The sequence below is a fragment of the Agrobacterium sp. DSM 25558 genome (genome assembly GCF_900100825.1).
Taxonomy (GTDB): Bacteria; Pseudomonadota; Alphaproteobacteria; order Rhizobiales; family Rhizobiaceae; genus Agrobacterium.
Map to the genome: position 1 here is coordinate 198141 of NZ_FMUD01000001.1, position 17822 is coordinate 215962.

Here is a 17822-nt window from a genome sequence, read left to right on the forward strand (position 1 = left end):
CAGGAGCGATAGGATGCCGCTTTATCGCCTCGGCGAACGCGTACCGCAGACCCCTGCCCCGGATCGCTACTGGGTGGCGCCCGATGCCAATGTCATCGGGTCCGTAACGCTGGAAGAGGATGTCGGCATCTGGTTCGGCGCGACGCTTCGCGGCGATAACGAGCCGATCACGGTCGGGCGCGGCAGCAATATTCAAGAAGGCGTGATGGTGCATGCCGATCCTGGTTTTCCGGCCAAGATCGGCGCAGGCTGCACGATTGGGCACCACGCCATCATCCATGGCTGCACCATTGGCGATAATTCGCTGGTCGGCATGGGCGCGACCGTGCTGAACGGCGCGAAGATCGGTAAGAACTGCCTTATCGGCGCCAATGCTTTGGTGACGGAAGGCAAGGAATTTCCCGACAATTCGCTGATCGTCGGATCCCCTGCACGCGCCATCCGCACATTGGATGACGCGGCGGTGGATGGCTTGAAAAAATCCGCCGAAAACTACGTGCGCAACTGGCAACGCTTTGCCAAGGAATTACAGCCGCTTTAGGCGGCGCAGGCCTCGCACAGACCGCGGATTTCTATCGTGGTCTTCTCTGCCTTGAATTTCTGGCTCTTTGCCCAGTGTCCCAGGCTGTGATCGACCTGATGATCGTGAAACTCCGTGACCTGACCACAGGCATTGCAGATAGCAAAGGCCACGCTTCCATGATGATGCGTGCAGCAATCAGTCTGCGTATGGGCGCAGGCAACGAAAGCATTGAGACTTTCCAGCCGGTGCACCAGACCGAATTCGATCAGCTTTTCCAACGCCCGGTAGACTTGCAGCGGCGCTCGAAAGCCGGCATCCCGCAGCTTGTCGAGAATAACATATGCACTGAGCGGTGCGTGCGATCGTGACAAAGCATCGTAAACAAGCGACTGGTTGCGGGTAAGACTTAGTGTGGTCATGAACGGCCTCCCTGCTCTGCCTTGCGCGACAATCCGGGCGCAGGCAAGAGACTTAAGATAAAAAGCATAACAGCAGCGACAACGATGGATGGACCGGACGGCGTGTCGTATTGCAAAGACCCCATCAACCCGCCAATGACAGCGACAGCGCCGATCAGCGACGCCAGTACCGCCATAACTTCCGGTGTTGACGAAAACCGGCGCGCCGTGGCGGCGGGAATGATCAGCAGCGACGTAATCAGCATGATGCCGACGATCTTCATCGCAATGGCGATGACAAGCGCCATCAACAGCATGAAGAGAAGCTTGGACCGCTCCGGCCGCATGCCTTCCGCCTCGGCAAGTTCGGCATTGACGGTGGAAGCCAGCAGGGGCTTCCACAAATAGACAATGGCCAGAAGCACCACCACGCCACCGCCCCATATCAACTGGATGTCTGATACCGAGACGGCCAGGATATCACCGAACAGGAACACCACGAGATCAATGCGCACCCAGGTCATGAAGGCGACGATAACGAGGCCGAAGGCGAGCGCGGAATGCGATAGAATGCCCAGCAGCGCATCCGACGATAAAGCCTGACGCTTTTGCAAAAACAGCAAAATCAACGACACCACGGATGCGACGATGAAGACGCTGACGATCAGGTTGAGTTGAAACAGCAGGGATAACGCCACGCCCAGCAGTGCTGAGTGCGCCATGGTGTCACCGAAATAAGCCATGCGGCGCCATACGACGAAGCAACCCAGCGGACCCGCCATCAGCGCCACGCCCACACCGGCAACCATGGCCCGAACAAAGAAATCGTCAAACATTCCGGGCTCCATGGCTATGGTGGTCATGGTCTTGATGATCGTTACCGCAGCCGCAATCGTCCCTATGATGATCATGCTCATCATGGTGGTGACCGTCTTCGGGATGGCAATGGTCTGTCACCGATCCATCCGCATGCTGCACCCGACCGTCCGGCAAATGCGTGTGATCGTGCTGGTGACTGTAGATGGCCAGCCCCTTTGCCGCGGCACCACCGAACAGGCGCATATATTCCGGGCTTTGGCTCACGGCCTGGGGCGTTCCCCGGCAGCAGATATGGCCGTTCAGGCAGATCACCGTGTCGGTCTCAGCCATGACGATGTGCAGATCGTGCGAGATCAGCAAAATACCGCAACCGGTGGAATTTCGGATATTTTTGATGAGGTCGTAAAGCGCAATCTCGCCAGAGAAATCCACACCCTGCACGGGCTCATCCAGCACAAGCAGGTCTGGCTTGCGGGCAATGGCGCGGGCCAGCAAGGCGCGCTGGAATTCACCGCCGGAAAGATGCTGCACTTCCGCTTTCGCCAGATGGGCAATGCCGGTGGCATTCAAGGCGGCGTCTATCTCGCGTGGCGGCAATTGCCCGGTCAGGGTCATCAGACGACGAACCGTTAGCGGCATCGTCCAGTCGACTGAAAGCTTCTGTGGCACATAACCGACTTTCAGCCCGGAAATGCGTGAAACGCTGCCCTCGTCCGGCTTCAAAACACCGGTTGCCATTTTCGCGCTGGTGGATTTTCCAGACCCATTCGGCCCGATCAGCGTGACGATCTCGCCGCGACGGACGGAAAACTCCACGCCGCGCACCAGCCAGCGTCCATTGCGTTGAACGCCGGCGTTGGAAAGGGAAACGAGATTGTCGTCACTCCGGGCCGGAGAATGAAGCATGTGTTTTTCCAATTGTCGCTGTTGCCTATGGCTATCGCATACGTTATAGCGTTACGCAACATATGTAATAACATAACAATTCCATACAAGTGGAGCATACCGCATGAAATCTATCGCCGCCATTCTTCTCGCATCCGCAGCCATGATCGCCTCTTCAAACGCCATGGCCGCACCCAACGTGGTGGTTTCGATCAAGCCTATTCACTCACTGGTGGCTGCAATCATGGACGGCGTGGCTGAGCCGACATTGATCGTGAATGGCGGTGCGTCCCCCCACACCTACAGCCTGAAGCCTTCCAATGCCAAGGCGATAGAGAGCGCAGACGTGGTGTTTTGGGTCGGTGACGGCCTGGAAAAATTCCTGGAAAAGCCGCTCCAGTCTTTGGCAGGTAAGGCGACGGTGGTGGAACTGGATGATGCCAAGGGCATCGAAAAACTCAAGTTCCGTGAAGGCGGCCCGTTCGAGGCGCATGATCATGAAGAGCACGAAGGCCACGACCATGCGCATGAGGAAGGTCACGACCACAAGCATGAGGCGGAGCACAGCCATGATGACGGGCATGATCATGACGAAGGCGAATATGACATGCACCTCTGGTTGGACCCTGCCAATGCAAAAGCCATGGCTGTCGAAATTGGCAAGACGTTGATGACCGCGGATCCCGGCAACGCCAAGACCTACCAGGAGAATACCAAAAAGCTGGTCGATAATATCGACGTGCTGGACAAGGAAATCGCAGCGACTGTTGAGCCCATCAAAGCCAAGCCCTTCGTCGTTTTCCACGATGCCTATCAGTATTTCGAGCATCGTTACGGCGTGAAAACCGCAGGCTCGATAACGGTCAGCCCGGAAAACACACCCGGCGCGGATCGCATCAAGCAGATCCACGCCAAGGTGAAGGAGCTGAACGCGACCTGCGTGTTTGCAGAACCTCAGTTCGAACCGAAGCTCGTCAAAGTCGTGACTGAAGGCACAAATGCAAAGTCCGGCACGCTCGATCCGGAGGCTGGCACACTGAAGGCTGGTCCGGACCTGTATTTCCAGATGATGCGCGGTATCGCGACATCGTTGAAAGATTGCCTCTCGTAACACCGACAGCGAATGGAAAGGTGGCGCTTTGCCGCCTTTCATTTTACCCATCAATGTAATAGTATTACATAAGGAAAATTCCATGGCTGAAAAACTGCCTGTAACTGTCTTGTCGGGTTTTCTCGGCGCGGGAAAAACCACGCTTCTCAACCATATTCTGGCCAACCGCGACGGGCTGCGCGTCGCCGTTATCGTCAATGACATGAGCGAAGTGAACATTGATGCTGCACTCATCAGAGATGGTGACGCCAATCTTTCCCGAACGCAGGAACAGCTTGTGGAAATGACCAATGGCTGCATCTGCTGCACATTGCGCGACGATCTCTTGAACGAAGTGCGGCAGTTGGCGCAGCAGAACAGGTTCGATTATCTGCTCATCGAATCCACCGGCATCGCAGAACCCCTGCCCGTTGCCGCGACGTTCGATTTTCGGGACGAGGATGGGCAAAGCCTGTCTGACGTTGCCAAATTGGATACGATGGTGACCGTCGTTGATTGCGCCAATCTGCTGAAGGATTATGGTTCGGCAGACTTTCTCGCGGATCGCGGCGAGACAGCCGGTGATGGTGACAACCGCACCCTGATCGACCTGCTGGTTGAGCAGATCGAATTCGCCAATGTCGTGATCCTGAATAAGGTTTCCATCGCGACAGAGGCAGAGCGCGATGCAGCTCGAAAGATCATCGTCGGCTTGAACCCCGATGCAAAACTGATCGAAGCCGATTTCGGCAAGGTTGAACCCAAAAGTGTTCTTGGTACTGGTCTGTTCGATTTTGCCGAAGCGGAAACGCACCCCCTGTGGTTCAAAGAGTTGCACGGGTTCAAACAGCACATCCCAGAAACCGAAGAATACGGCATTCGCTCTTTTGTCTACCGGGCAAAACGCCCATTCGATCCCACTCGCTTCCACGCCTTCATCAACCGGGAATGGCCTGGCGTCATTCGCGCCAAGGGCTTCTTCTGGCTTGCTACTCGCCCGGACCATGTCGGAGAAATCAGTCAGGCCGGTGCGCAGGTCAAGACCGGCAAGATGGGCCTTTGGTGGTCATCCGTACCCAAACAGCACTGGCCGGAAGACCCGGGTTTCGAGCGGATGCTGGCACCCTATCTGGACAATATCTGGGGAGATCGGCGGCAGGAAATCGTCTTTATCGGCGCCGACCCAATGAAAGAGGAAGAGCTTCGCGCCGCACTCGACGAGTGTCTGGTCAAGGCAAAGGTGTTTACGCCGACCGCTTGGTCTCATCTGCAAGATCCGTTTCCAGACTGGAGTTGGAAAGCGGCATGAAGAAAGTATCGAATTTCCGCTGTACTGATGTCACGGATGACATCGCCTCAAACGAAAACTGCGGCCATGGACAAAGTCCACGACCGCAGATGACTTCGAGTTACGGCTTAACGAGCGCCGGACAGTCCGATGATGATGCCGTTGGCAACGTTGATCAGCAGGTACTGATTGTCGACGCGAACCCAACGCTGGCCCCGACCCGGCTCTCTCAGGCTATGGCGGCGATAATCGCGGCGATCGATCACGTTACGACGTTCCGCCGCAGATAGGCGCTGACCACGGTCCCAGCGATGCTTCTTGATGATCACCTTCTTGGTGGTGACGCTCCGTTCCATTGTTCTATGGCCCGGGCGATCATCGTGGCGGCTCTGCGCCTGCGCCATGGGGGCTGCAAGAACGGTGGCGGCGAGAAGGATGGAGAAGAACTTTTTCATCGGTGTTTCCTTTCGTGAAGTGATGGGCTGACTCTATCGTCACAACAATGAACGGAAACTGAATTCTGAAATTACAATTCTGTAATGGTTGTTAATGGTTAGCGCGATCACTTAAAGTTTATGAGGACCGGAAAATATGAAAAAAGGCCGCCCCTTATGCTCAGGGCGGCCCTTTCGTTTATGCCTTCAGTTCAGCGGATTTTGCCCAAAGATTGATATCTGCATCCTTGGCAAAGTGGTCGATCTCGGCCAATTCCTCGGTGGTGAAATCGGGCTTGTCGAGCGCCCTCACGCAATCTTCGACCTGCTCTGGACGGCTGGCACCGATGAGCGCGGTGGTAATGTGGCCGCCACGCAGCACCCAGGCAATGGCCATCTGTGCCAGTGTCTGGCCACGTCGTTCCGCAATCGCGTTCAGTCCGCGAATGTTCTCGATGTTGCGCTCATTGAGGAAGGCAGGGTTCAGCGACTTGCCCTGGCTGGCGCGGCTCGCGTCCGGCACTCCGCCCAGATACTTCGTCGTCAGCATACCCTGCGCAAGTGGAGAGAACACGATGGAGCCAATGCCGAGCTCCTCCAGCGTATCGACCAGACCATCCTCTTCGATCCAACGGTTGATCATCGAGTAGCTGGGCTGATGAATGATGCAGGGCGTTCCAAGCTCTTTCAGAATAGCGGCCGCCTCACGCGTGCGCTGCGAATTATAGGAGGAAATACCGACATAAAGCGCTCTGCCCGACCGCACGATATGATCCAGCGCGCCGCAGGTTTCTTCCAGTGGCGTATCGGGGTCGAAACGATGCGAATAGAAGATATCCACATAATCCAGCCCCATGCGCTTCAGGCTCTGGTCGCAAGACGAAATCAGATATTTGCGGCTGCCCCACTCGCCGTAAGGGCCCGGCCACATGTTGTAACCGGCCTTGGACGAGATGACCAACTCATCGCGATAACCAGCGAAATCGGTTTTTAGAATCTCACCGAAGGCGGTCTCGGCACTGCCGGGAGGCGGGCCGTAATTGTTGGCGAGATCGAAATGGGTGATGCCGAGATCAAAAGCCTTTCGGCAAATAGCCTGCTTGGTCTTGTGTGAAAAATCATTGCCAAAATTGTGCCAAAGGCCCAACGAAATCGCCGGAAGCTTCAGTCCTGATGTGCCGCAATGATTGTATTTCATGGACGCGTAACAGTTTTCAGCCGGTTGCCAAGCCATGGATATTCCTCCCTAAACTGCTGTAAGCCTGCGAAAGAACTCCGCAGGCGTGATGTGGTGGTTCGAACTTAAAGAGATGCTGCCTCCGTATCAACCTTGCGATTGAGATGAAAACAGATCGAAAATCTTAAAAACAGGTCGTGACGTCTGCGCCTTATCGGCCGCCGCGAAAACGATGCGTCGTGTTTCTCCGGCAGCCAGATCGAACAGGTTGTCGGAATATCGCCCGGCCACGTCAGCCTCGATCATCACGAACAGCGCAAGCCCGGTGGCGCTGACCTCTATTTCGAACTGGCCGTCACCCAGCGGCTTGACACTGTGATCAAGACCGGACGGCTGAAGATCAATCGCCTTATAAGTATCAGGGACGTGGTGTCCTTCGCCCGTCATGCCGTTCGAAGCGATGAAGTTCCAGGAGAGCAAGGCACCATCGGCCAAATGTTTCATGTCGATTTCCGTCATGATGACGGCTGCATCCGGCCCGCAGCTGCCGCTTGCGGATTTCAGCGGCGTGCGCGTTCCATCGGTCGAAAGCGCGAAGATGTTCATATCGATCTCCACCTCCTCCGCCGTGTCGTTGACGGTGGAAAACCGCACGGTGCTGCCGTCTTCGGATGGGATGGCGGACACCGTCACGGGCTGGAAGAAGCGCCGTGCGGCGTAGTGCAGGGCTTTCCAGCTACCGCCGTAATCCAGGCTCGACCAAGAGGCCACCGGCCATGTATCGTTCAACTGCCAGTACAGCGTGCCCATGCAATGGGGTTTGAGCGAGCGCCAATATTCTACAGCCGTTTTGATCGCCAGCGCCTGCTGCACCTGGCTGATATAGACGAAATTCTCGAAGTCCTTTGGAAAACGGAAGTAGCGGAACATGGTCCCCGCAATTCGCTCATTGCCGCCCGCGTTCTTCTGGTGAAGCTCGATCACCGGCGACGAGATATTCATGTCCTTTTCGTCCGCATAGGTGCGGATAACAGGCATGGACGTGTAGGACTGGAAACCGAATTCCGAGCAGAAGCGTGGCTTCACGGCACGGTAATTGTCGAAAGATTTGTTCTCGTGCCAGACGGACCAGTAATGCATGTCACCGGAACCATCGGCGTGCCAGGCATCGCCGTAATCCAGATAACCCGACGCCGGGCTGGATGGCCACCATAGGGCAGACGGCGCGGCTTTCTTGAGTGCCTTCTCGATCGTACGGTTCAGCCGATCATAGGCCACGAGATATCGGTCACGGTTATCACGGGACTCTTCGAACCAGTTGAGCGCACCGACGAGTTCGTTGTCACCACACCACAGCGCGATCGACGGATGCGATGCCAGGCGCTTCACCTGATAATCGACTTCGTGCTCGACATTGTCGAGAAAGTCGCCCGTGCACGGATAGAGGTTGCAGGCAAACATGAAGTCCTGCCACACCATCAGGCCCAGCCGGTCGCAGACATCGTAAAACCAGTCCTGCTCGTAGAAACCACCGCCCCAGACGCGCATCATGTTCATATTGGCTTCGACGGCCGAGGACAGCAAATCCTCGGTCTTTTCCCGGCTGGTCAGAGATTGCAAAGCGTCGGCCGGAATCCAGTTCGCGCCACGGCAGAAGATTTCCCGCCCATTGATGCGAAAGGCAAAGCGGCTTCCCGCTTCGTCTTTGTCCGTCAGCAGCTCCACGGTGCGAAAGCCAATCTGCCGTGTTACCGTTTCGTCCGGCAATTCAACGGTGAGTGTGTAGAGCGCCTGCTCACCACTGCCCGCTGGCCACCAGAGCTTTGGCTTTTCCACGAAGAAAACGTGTCGAATCACCGTGTCACCGGCGTGAACACCGCAATCAAGCCGCAGCCGTTCATCGCCAAGCGAAAGATGAATCGGCACGCTGGCCGGCTGCGCGGCATAAAGGGTGACTTCGACATGCAGCTCAACACCACCATCGACATGATGTTGCGACGTGCTAACATGTTCGATGCGCGCCGTGTCGAGGCGCCGAAGGGCAATCGTGCCATAGATACCGAGCGGCGCGAGCGCGATATTCCAGTCCCATCCGAAATGGCACTGAGGTTTGCGCAGCATATTGCCGTGTGGAATCGGAGAATTGCCGGGGTGGTAAGGAACGTAGAACGGCTGCGCCGCCTGCCGCTCCGCGCCAGCCTTGATGCTGGAGTGAAAATGGATTCGGACAGTGTTTTCGCCGGGCCGCAAGGCTGCAGCGACATCAGGTCTATAACGACGAAAGCAATTGTCGGCGGAAAGCACCGGCACGTCATTTATGAAAACGACGGCAACAGTGTCGAGATAGTCGATATCCAGATACCAATCGGCATCGGCATCATCCAGCTGAAAGCTCCGCTCGATAATCCAGTCACGGTGACCAACCCACTGAACGTCATTTTCGTTACGCCCGAAATAGGGGTCGGGAATGACCTTCGCTTCATGCAAAGCCGTGTGCACATCACCCGGAATGTTGATACGGGCGTGATGGTCGCCTTCAGCGGAGGAAAGTTTCCATTCGCCCGAAAGATCGATTGCAACGTCGTTTGCGTAAGAAGATGTCATGTCCATGCCCTGTCATTTCGTGATGCATCGTCGTGAGGAAACACTGAATCGGCATCCAAACACCCGTCCTCGCCTTTTCAAGGGCAAGGTTCGAAATGCCTGACTGCTATCCGTGGCGTGTCTCCTCATCCTCCTCCGGCAACGTTACTGTAAAATTTGCAAGGCGTCACGAGTGATTGGGTTAGGGGGGATGATTGTTGGGTAAGAATAAACTTCCTGAAATAAATACAGAAGCTTACATAGGTTTTCTCACGTGATATAAGGCAATATCTGCCCCTTCTGGACGATATTTTTTTCGGCATCGCAGTGTCTTCACACGCTTAAAGTCGCCCGATCATTCACGACCAGAGTGTCCGCGCTTTGCAAGGACAAAAAACCAATCTACCATGGTCTCCCGCAAGGTATGGCGAGTGGCGACATGAATGATGGCATAGAGACTGAACCCGGCGGGCAACCGCTACCGGGCAATGAGCGCCCAACGCTCAAGACGATCGCCCTGATGACAGGCCTTGGTATCACCACTGTTTCCCGGGCCTTGAAGGACGCGCCAGACATCGGCGCCGACACCAAGGAGCGGGTGCGCCAAGTCGCACAGCAGATCGGCTATCAGCCAAACCGTGCGGGCGTTCGTTTGCGCACCGGCAAGACCAACGTCATCGCACTGGTACTAAGCGTGGATGAAGAGCTGATGGGTTTCACCACCCAGATGGTGTTCGGCATCACCGAAATTCTGTCCAGCACGCAGTACCATCTGGTCGTGACGCCCCATACCCACGCCAAAGATCCGATGATCCCGATCCGCTATATTCTCGATACCGGCTCTGCTGATGGCGTCATCATTTCGAAGATGCAGCCTGACGATCCGCGTGTGCGTTTCATGACAGAGCGCAACATGCCGTTTGCCACCCACGGGCGGACGGATATGGGCATCGTCCACCCCTATCATGATTTCGATAATGAGGCTTACGTCTACGAGGCCATGAGGCGGCTTTCCCAATGCGGGCGGAAGCGCATTGCCGTCCTTTTGCCTCCGAAGCAATTTTCATATCATGATTACGCGCGTCGTGGTTTCGACCAGGGCCTGCGTGATTTCGGCCTTACAGAGTTTCCACTGACGAGCATCAGTAACGACACACCGCTGGACCAGATCAGGGACGAAAGCAGGGCGCTGATGCTGAGTGACGATTGTCCTGATGGGTTGGTGTCCATCAGTGGCAGTTCCACCATCGCCTTCATCGCGGGCATAGAGGAAACCGGCAAAAAGATCGGCAAGGATATCGACGTCGTCTCCAAGCAGTCCGCAGATTTTCTCAACTGGCTGCGTCCAGAAATTCACACCATGAATGAGGATATCAAGCTGGCCGGCCGTGAACTGGCGAGAGCGCTGCTGGCCCGTATCGATGGAAAACCGGCGGAAGGCTTGCAGACGCTCAGTCAGCCGGTGTGGTCGAGCCGCGCACCAAAGTTCAACGCATAAAAAAGGCCCGGAGCGATCCGGGCCTCTTGTTCAAATGTCGTGCGCGAAGCTTAACCACGCAGGATGGAGCGACCGGCATAAGCTGCCTGTGGCCCCAGCATTTCCTCGATACGGATCAGCTGATTGTACTTGGCCAGACGGTCGGAGCGCGACAGCGAACCGGTCTTGATCTGTCCGCAATTGGTCGCAACCGCGAGATCGGCAATCGTGGAGTCTTCCGTTTCGCCGGAGCGGTGAGACATGACGGCGGTGTAACCAGCCTTGTGCGCCGTTTCGACAGCATCAAGCGTTTCCGTCAGCGAGCCGATCTGGTTGACCTTCACGAGAATGGAGTTGGCAACGCCCATCTTGATACCGTCACGAAGGCGGGCAGAGTTGGTCACGAACAGATCGTCACCAACCAGCTGAACCTTGGAGCCGATCTTGTCCGTCAGGTACTTCCAGCCATCCCAATCGTCTTCGGCCATGCCGTCTTCGATGGAAATGATTGGGTACTTGCCCGCCAGTTCAGCGAGGTAATCCGCCATGGCTTCCGGCTCGAGCGTGCGGCCCTCGCCTTCCATCTCGTACTTGCCGTTCTTGAAGAACTCGGTCGAAGCGCAATCGAGAGCAAGCGCAACGTCGTCGCCTGGCTTGTAACCGGCCTTTTCGACGGACTTCATGATGAAGTCGAGAGCCTCAGGCGCGCTCTTCAGGCCTGGTGCAAAGCCACCCTCATCACCCACATTGGTGTTGAAGCCCTGTGCCGACAGTTCCTTTTTCAGAACGTGGAAGATTTCAGCGCCGATACGGACCGCGTCACGGATGTTTTCCGCGCCAACCGGCATGATCATGAATTCCTGGAAGTCGATCGGGTTGTCGGCATGCGCGCCGCCATTGATGATGTTCATCATCGGAACAGGCAGCAGATGCGCGTTTGGACCACCGACATAACGGTAAAGCGGCAAGCCAGTCGTTTCGGCAGCAGCCTTGGCAACAGCCAGGGAAACGCCGAGGATGGCGTTGGCACCCAGGCGGGACTTGTTTGGTGTGCCGTCAAGCTCGATCAGGGTCTGGTCGACATGAATCTGGCTCTCGGCATCGAACCCGCCCAGCGCGTCGAAGATTTCGGTGTTGACAGCTTCAACTGCCTTTTCAACGCCCTTACCGAGGTAGCGCTTGCCACCATCACGCAGTTCTACGGCTTCGTGCGCGCCTGTCGATGCGCCCGATGGAACTGCTGCACGACCGAAAGAGCCGTCTTCCAGGTAGACATCGACTTCAACAGTCGGATTGCCACGGCTGTCGAGAATTTCGCGTGCGATGATATCGGTAATGGCTGTCATGATCTCTCCCTTGGGATTGGAACAGGATTTTTCAGTTGCCTGTCTTAGAGTGCATACCGAAAACTGTGAAGCGCTTTTCGAATGATCGGCGCGATAAACAGGGCGACGGAATAGCGACTCGATGTGAATTTCTTCAGTCGCTGTAGACGACGCGCAAGAAATTACAATGACGGTGCCCGTTTCAGGCACCGCTTTTCAATAAAAGCCGATTAAGGCCAAAACCCGTCACGCAGATTTGGCGATGTCGTCAAAAGCGAGCAGCTTTTCCAGAAGCTTCGGCATGTCCTTCAGGTGAACCATGTTCGGACCATCCGATGGCGCGTTATCCGGGTCCTCATGTGTTTCCACGAAAAGACCCGCGATGCCAACGGCAACAGCAGCACGCGACAATGTTTCCACGAATTCGCGCTGACCGCCCGTCGAACCGCCCTGCCCACCCGGCTGCTGCACGGAGTGGGTAGCATCGAAAACAACCGGTGCGCCCAGAGATGCCATGATCGGCAGGGAGCGCATATCAGACACCAGCGTATTGTAACCGAAGGACGCACCGCGTTCGCACAGCAGCACATTCGGGTTACCGCTGTCGTTCAGCTTCGCCAGAACGTTCTTCATATCCCACGGCGCCAGAAACTGGCCCTTTTTGACATTGATGACGCGACCAGTCTTGGCAGCAGCCACCAGTAGATCCGTCTGACGGCTGAGAAACGCCGGAATTTGCAGAATATCAATCACCGGCGCAACGATGCCGCACTGTTCTTCCGTGTGAATGTCCGACAGAACCGGAAAGCCGAACTGCGCCTTCAACTCGGCAAAAATCTCCAATGCCTTGTCGATACCGATGCCCCGCTGGCCGGAAAGGGACGTGCGGTTGGCTTTATCGTAAGAAGACTTGTAAACCAGCCCGATACCCAGCTTGCCACACAGCTCTGACAACGTTTCCGCAATCATGAATGCGTGGTCGCGGCTTTCCATCTGGCAAGGTCCGGCGATCAGCGAAAAGCGTTCTGTATTGGAAAAGGAAACCGCTTTGGAGCCCTGCCCCGCAACGACTTTCAGATTGTTCGTTACACTCATCGTCTTTCCTTGCAATAAAGCGGGCGATTTCAATGGTGCAGACCATCGAGATATTCCCTTATCGTTTGTTGGCCACGCATTTAGCAGCAAGGCGGCCCAGAGTCACGGTATAGGTCCGCGTAAGACCATCTGGTGTTGCTGATTTACGCATCAACAGATGCTTAAATGAATTTCACCGAATTTTAAGGGATTGCAGAACACATATGGAACATATAGTGTTCGTTCTGTATTTGTTTCGCGAATCTTCGCCTCTAATTCCAAGGGTGTTCCTTCATGCTCACGCGCAAACAGCAGGAATTGCTTCTGTTCATTCATGAAAGAATGAAAGAGTCCGGCGTGCCGCCATCTTTCGATGAAATGAAAGATGCACTCGATCTTGCTTCAAAATCAGGTATCCATCGGTTGATCACCGCACTTGAGGAGCGCGGCTTCATTCGCCGGCTACCGAATCGGGCGCGCGCTTTGGAAGTCATCAAGCTTCCCGAATCCTATTCGCCACAAGCCAAGCCTCAACGCGGGTTTTCACCCAGCGTTATCGAGGGTAGCCTGGGCAAAGCAAAGGTGGCTGAACAGCCGCCCCGTCCCGCAGCGTCCAACGACAGCGCACCCAATTCTGTTAGCGTCCCAGTTATGGGCCGGATAGCTGCGGGTGTGCCGATTTCCGCAATTCAAAACAACACCCATGACGTTGTCGTTCCGATGGATATGTTGGGTTCGGGCGAGCACTACGCTCTGGAAGTCAAAGGCGATTCGATGATCGAAGCCGGGATTTTCGATGGTGATACGGTCATTATTCGCGATGGAAGCACTGCAAATCCGGGCGATATCATTGTGGCTCTGGTCGATGACGAGGAAGCAACGCTGAAGCGCTTCCGCCGAAAAGGCGCTTCCATTGCGCTGGAGGCTGCAAACCCTGCCTATGAGACGCGAATTTTCGGACCGGACAGAGTGAAAATTCAAGGCAAGCTGGTCGGTTTGATCCGCCGTTATCATTAATATGTTGCGGGCATGCGTTGTCATGCCCGCTACTCAAATTGTATTTTGATGGTCATAATATTCCCTGCCAGCCTGTCTGAAATATCAATTTAAGACCACAAAAAATCACGGCAGTTAGGCTACAAAACCTATATTCATTAGTCGGGTCACGAAATCCACTAATTGGTGTATCTCAATCTCGTTGCATCTGAGAATCACTACGTCGCTGTGTGCCTCGCGCTCGTCTTATCGAAGATCGAACGAACAGTTACCAACGTTGGCGTACCTAAATGTTGTTTTCGGGTAGGTCCGTCCGCGGCCATCAAATAGTTTGATGAGCATTATCACTCCGGCGGCCTGTATCCGGTCTATTGCGTGCCGTATTGATGGACGATAATGGGGAACATTGACATGTATGATCTTTACATAGCCAACAAGAATTACTCTTCATGGTCCCTGCGGCCATGGGTTTTGATGCGAACCTTGGAGATTTCGTTCAACGAAAAACTCGTACAGTTTGGCACGTCGAACCACGATTTCACGCGCTTCTCTCCGTCGGGAAAGGTGCCCTGCCTCGTAGAAAATGACCTGACCGTATGGGACAGCCTCGCCATCGCTGAATATCTGGCAGAGCGCCATGATGGTGTGTGGGCAAGTGATGCCAAAGCGCGGGCGTGGTCGCGCTCGGCGACTGCCGAGATGCATTCTGGTTTTCAGGCGTTGCGCAACGAACACCCAATGAGCGTCGGTTTGCGCATACGGCCATCGTCCATCAGCGAGCCCCTGCAGAGGGACATATCTCGAATAGACGCGCTCTGGCAGGACGGCTTGGCAGCTTTTGGTGGTCCGTTTCTGGCAGGGAAAAACTTCACCGCTATAGATGCGTTCTACTGCCCCGTTGCATTCCGGTTCCAGACCTACTCTACACCTCTGTCGGTGGAGGCCGAAGCCTACAAAAACCGCCTGCTTTCCCTTTCCGCCATGCAGGAATGGCAGGGTGCTGCTTTGCTGGAAACGTGGCGAGATGCGGGTCACGAGGCTGAGGCGCGGGCCGTGGGAGAATGGACAGCGGATCTGCGCGCGAAATAGCAAATGGCGGCAGCCACACGCTATGGGTCCAGCGCCAACATATTTTCGATATGCGCAGGCAACTCGGGATCGAAGTCCTCGCTGCGCCAATCATAACTGCGGTGCATGGTCCATGATCGATCCTGACCCTGCATTGCAACCTTCGCCCGTAGAACGGCGTCGCCTTTACGGCCAAGCCAGACTTCCATGGAGCCGGTACGTCGTAATGTCTCCTGACTGATCAGGATCGCACCGGACCGACAGGCGGCGAAGGGCACTCTGCGTGTCGTCACCACTAGGTCGGCAACGTCGCATGCCGTTCCCGTCAGCGCAGTGTTGGAAATAACCGCTACAGTTACGCCCTTCTGCGACTTAGCCACACACCACATATCTTTGCGGCAGGTGAATATATCCGTGGCACCGGTTGCTGCTCGCATCTCCTCGGCAGCCCGCGACTTTTCGATATCGGTCAAACCCGCCGTGCGGGCTTGAGAGCTAACCGCTTCCTCTGCATCATCACCAGCAGGTGACGTGACACGATCGAGCATTTTGGGGGCGACGTGATGCGCGGGTAAAGGCACGGCTCTTTGCCATTGCTCGTAAACGAAGCCGGAGGCGCGTTGTTTGGTGGAGGCAACCGCGTCTGCGGATGTCAGCGCGACCAGCGAACCATCCTCATAGATCAGCAGGTCCGGTTTATCGCGCCCCTGCTCGATCAGAAGCATGGCAAAGCCGGCGGCTATGAAGGGCAACCCAATCAAGGCAAGTCGTGTGCGAAGCAATGCCAGCAGCAGGAAACCCGTTGTTGAAATCGCCAGAAACCAGCCATTTTGCCGTCCAATCGTCTCGTCACCGCCCCAACTCGACACGGTCTTGGCCACTTCAATGACCATCGCCATGCCGTAGCCCATGATTTTCAGAAACGGCGCGTCGAGCCCGAATGGCATCAACAGCATGCCGATGAGCGCAAACGGCATGACGATCAGAGACATGATCGGCATCGCGGCAAGATTTGCTGCCAGCCCATAGGTGGTGATGCGATGAAAATGCTCGATGGAATAGATTGCCGTCGATATGCCACCGATCAGTGACGTGATCACGACACCGCCAATGATCGTCGCAGCCTTACTGGCTATCGATAGCCACCATGGCGGTCGGGAGATGACGAGACGCTCCCGCTCGCCGCGCCACCGGCTCCAGAACGCATATGCGGAGACGAGCGCGAGCGTTGCTGCAAACGACATCTGGAAGCTCGGCCCCATGACCTCGTGCGGCGACAGGACGATAATCACGATCGCCGAAAGCGCCACGTTGCGCAGGCTGATCGACGGCCTGTCCACCAGCACAGCAAACAGCATGATCGACATCATCAACCATGCCCGCTCTGCGGACACCGCAAATCCTGAAATGAGATAATAGGCCAGTGTCATCAAAAGCGCTGCAAAGGCAGAGATTTTCTTGACCGGCCGGCGCTGGGAGAATCCAGGAAACAGGCTGAACACGGTTCGCATTCCGATGAAGAAGATGCCAGCGGCGAGCGCCATATTCAGCCCGGAAATCGCAACGATATGCGCCAGACCGGAAACACGCAGAGCCTCCATCGTCTCATTGGAAATCGCGCGTCTCTCGTCGGTGATAATCGATGCGGCAAAGGCACCCGCATCACCACCGATGAGGTCACGAATGCGTTGAGCGATGTGGCTGCGAAGTTGGTAGAGCCAGGTATCGGCATCCTGCACGAAGCTGCTGGCACCCGCCTCATCTGCATTGGAGGGCAGTATTTTGGGTGCCCCATAAAAAAATCCCGTCGCGCCAACACCATTGAAAAATGACGCAAATGCAAAGTCGTTGAGCCCCGGCAGAGCTGGGCCGGAGGGTGGGGAAAGGCGGGCTTTTCCGCTGACCGTCTGGCCGATGAGAACTGCCTCATGTCGACTTCGGGCCACCACGGAAATTCGCTCCGGCGGCCGCGAAAGCGTCGGGTCGGACGTCGATTTCAGCGCAACGACATATCGCCACGATCCCCGCGCGTCCAGTTCGCGACGCTCGACGGTTCCGCTAATCGTCGTGGTCACCGGAGTGTCAAGCATCACGGTCCCTGCCCTGCCCGTTTCCCAATCGGCAAGCAGCATGCCGAACAAAAACAGTGCGACGGCTTTCAAACCGGCAGACATGACGCCAGGGCGATAAAACAGCGCACATGCCGCTATCGCCAAGCAGACGGTCTCCCACAGAATGAACCGTGTCGAAGGTGTCACCGACAGAGAAAACCAGAATGCGGCTCCTGCCGCGATGAGAACAGGAACGAAAAGAAAGTCCTGGCGATGAGAAACCTCTTCCTCAAGACAGCGTGCGAGCCAGCCTCTCAGTCGCAATATCTGACGACGAGGAGAATGAGAGCCGCGTCCCTCAATCGTCAGTGATCGGTTGGACGTGTGCAGGGGCAACAGAAAATCATCGAGTTCCGTCTGCGCAACGGCGCTCGTTTCCGCAAGGCGGAAATACTGCTTTTCTTCGTGTGTATTCAAGTACCGCTGCCCCCTGCCGCAGACGGTTAGTTTGCAACCCTGAAAAGCAGATTGCAACCATTTGCGCGATTAAGGAAGCATTGACCTAGAATGAAACACTCTGCCGTGGAAATGCTTCATTTCGAGATATTGACGTGCCGCAATGCACAATTTGCCT

General features: G+C 55.8%; 15 protein-coding genes. 6 read left to right on the forward strand and 9 right to left on the reverse strand.

The window, feature by feature from the left end:
- The first annotated feature begins 13 nt into the window (after window positions 1-13).
- Window positions 14-541 (forward strand): gamma carbonic anhydrase family protein, encoded by a 528-nt coding sequence (locus DSM25558_RS01045; RefSeq protein WP_077100939.1) that lies wholly within the window; start codon window positions 14-16, stop codon window positions 539-541.
- On the opposite strand, the gene DSM25558_RS01050 is transcribed toward DSM25558_RS01045, so the two are convergent.
- Genes DSM25558_RS01050 through znuC form a run of 3 tightly spaced genes read right to left on the reverse strand, consistent with a single transcriptional unit; the run spans window position 538 to window position 2646 of the window.
- The gene (locus DSM25558_RS01050; protein WP_077100941.1) at window positions 538-942 is read right to left on the reverse strand and encodes a Fur family transcriptional regulator; all 405 of its coding nucleotides are present in this window, start codon (window positions 940-942) and stop codon (window positions 538-540) included. The two genes, DSM25558_RS01045 and DSM25558_RS01050, sit on opposite strands and share 4 nt — an antisense overlap.
- Window positions 939-1757: a zinc ABC transporter permease subunit ZnuB gene (gene znuB, locus DSM25558_RS01055; RefSeq protein WP_077100943.1), complete on the reverse strand. Its 819-nt coding sequence runs from the start codon at window positions 1755-1757 to the stop codon at window positions 939-941. The genes DSM25558_RS01050 and znuB overlap by 4 nt, the downstream gene beginning before the upstream one ends.
- Window positions 1750-2646, reverse strand: coding sequence for a zinc ABC transporter ATP-binding protein ZnuC (gene znuC / locus DSM25558_RS01060; protein WP_077100945.1), 897 nt, complete (start codon window positions 2644-2646; stop codon window positions 1750-1752). The genes znuB and znuC overlap by 8 nt, the downstream gene beginning before the upstream one ends.
- A 103-nt stretch (window positions 2647-2749) precedes the next feature.
- On the opposite strand from znuC, the gene znuA reads away from it, so the two are divergent.
- Window positions 2750-3736: a zinc ABC transporter substrate-binding protein ZnuA gene (gene znuA, locus DSM25558_RS01065; protein WP_077100947.1), complete on the forward strand. Its 987-nt coding sequence runs from the start codon at window positions 2750-2752 to the stop codon at window positions 3734-3736.
- 82 nt (window positions 3737-3818) lie between these two features.
- The gene (locus DSM25558_RS01070) at window positions 3819-5024 is read left to right on the forward strand and encodes a GTP-binding protein (protein WP_077100949.1); all 1206 of its coding nucleotides are present in this window, start codon (window positions 3819-3821) and stop codon (window positions 5022-5024) included.
- Between the two features lie 107 nt (window positions 5025-5131).
- On the opposite strand, the gene DSM25558_RS01075 is transcribed toward DSM25558_RS01070, so the two are convergent.
- From DSM25558_RS01075 to DSM25558_RS01085, 3 genes are all read right to left on the reverse strand, one after another.
- Entirely contained in the window at window positions 5132-5458 is a 327-nt protein-coding gene (locus tag DSM25558_RS01075) for an RcnB family protein (protein ID WP_077100951.1), read from the reverse strand.
- A gap of 178 nt (window positions 5459-5636) precedes the next feature.
- Complete coding sequence (gene mgrA, locus DSM25558_RS01080; RefSeq protein WP_077100953.1) at window positions 5637-6671, reverse strand: L-glyceraldehyde 3-phosphate reductase; 1035 nt, start codon at window positions 6669-6671, stop codon at window positions 5637-5639.
- 90 nt (window positions 6672-6761) lie between these two features.
- Window positions 6762-9224: a beta-mannosidase gene (locus DSM25558_RS01085; RefSeq protein WP_371479265.1), complete on the reverse strand. Its 2463-nt coding sequence runs from the start codon at window positions 9222-9224 to the stop codon at window positions 6762-6764.
- Between the two features lie 412 nt (window positions 9225-9636).
- Here DSM25558_RS01085 and DSM25558_RS01090 point away from each other — a divergent pair, with 412 nt between their 5' ends.
- Window positions 9637-10695: a LacI family transcriptional regulator gene (locus DSM25558_RS01090; protein ID WP_077100955.1), complete on the forward strand. Its 1059-nt coding sequence runs from the start codon at window positions 9637-9639 to the stop codon at window positions 10693-10695.
- A 50-nt stretch (window positions 10696-10745) separates the two neighbouring features.
- Here DSM25558_RS01090 and eno read toward each other — a convergent pair whose 3' ends face one another.
- Window positions 10746-12020 carry a phosphopyruvate hydratase gene (eno, locus tag DSM25558_RS01095; protein ID WP_077100957.1) on the reverse strand — a complete coding sequence of 425 codons (1275 nt, stop codon included), beginning with the start codon at window positions 12018-12020 and terminating at the stop codon, window positions 10746-10748.
- Window positions 12021-12245: 225 nt separating this feature from the next.
- The gene (gene kdsA / locus DSM25558_RS01100; RefSeq protein WP_077100959.1) at window positions 12246-13094 is read right to left on the reverse strand and encodes a 3-deoxy-8-phosphooctulonate synthase; all 849 of its coding nucleotides are present in this window, start codon (window positions 13092-13094) and stop codon (window positions 12246-12248) included.
- Window positions 13095-13367: 273 nt separating this feature from the next.
- Here kdsA and lexA point away from each other — a divergent pair, with 273 nt between their 5' ends.
- Both lexA and DSM25558_RS01110 read left to right on the forward strand, forming a co-directional pair.
- Window positions 13368-14090, forward strand: coding sequence for a transcriptional repressor LexA (gene lexA, locus DSM25558_RS01105; RefSeq protein WP_077100961.1), 723 nt, complete (start codon window positions 13368-13370; stop codon window positions 14088-14090).
- Window positions 14091-14480: 390 nt separating this feature from the next.
- Window positions 14481-15158, forward strand: coding sequence for a glutathione S-transferase family protein (locus DSM25558_RS01110; protein ID WP_077100963.1), 678 nt, complete (start codon window positions 14481-14483; stop codon window positions 15156-15158).
- Between the two features lie 20 nt (window positions 15159-15178).
- On the opposite strand, the gene DSM25558_RS01115 is transcribed toward DSM25558_RS01110, so the two are convergent.
- Entirely contained in the window at window positions 15179-17665 is a 2487-nt protein-coding gene (locus DSM25558_RS01115) for a ComEC/Rec2 family competence protein (RefSeq protein ID WP_371479268.1), read from the reverse strand.
- Window positions 17666-17822: the final 157 nt, after the last annotated feature.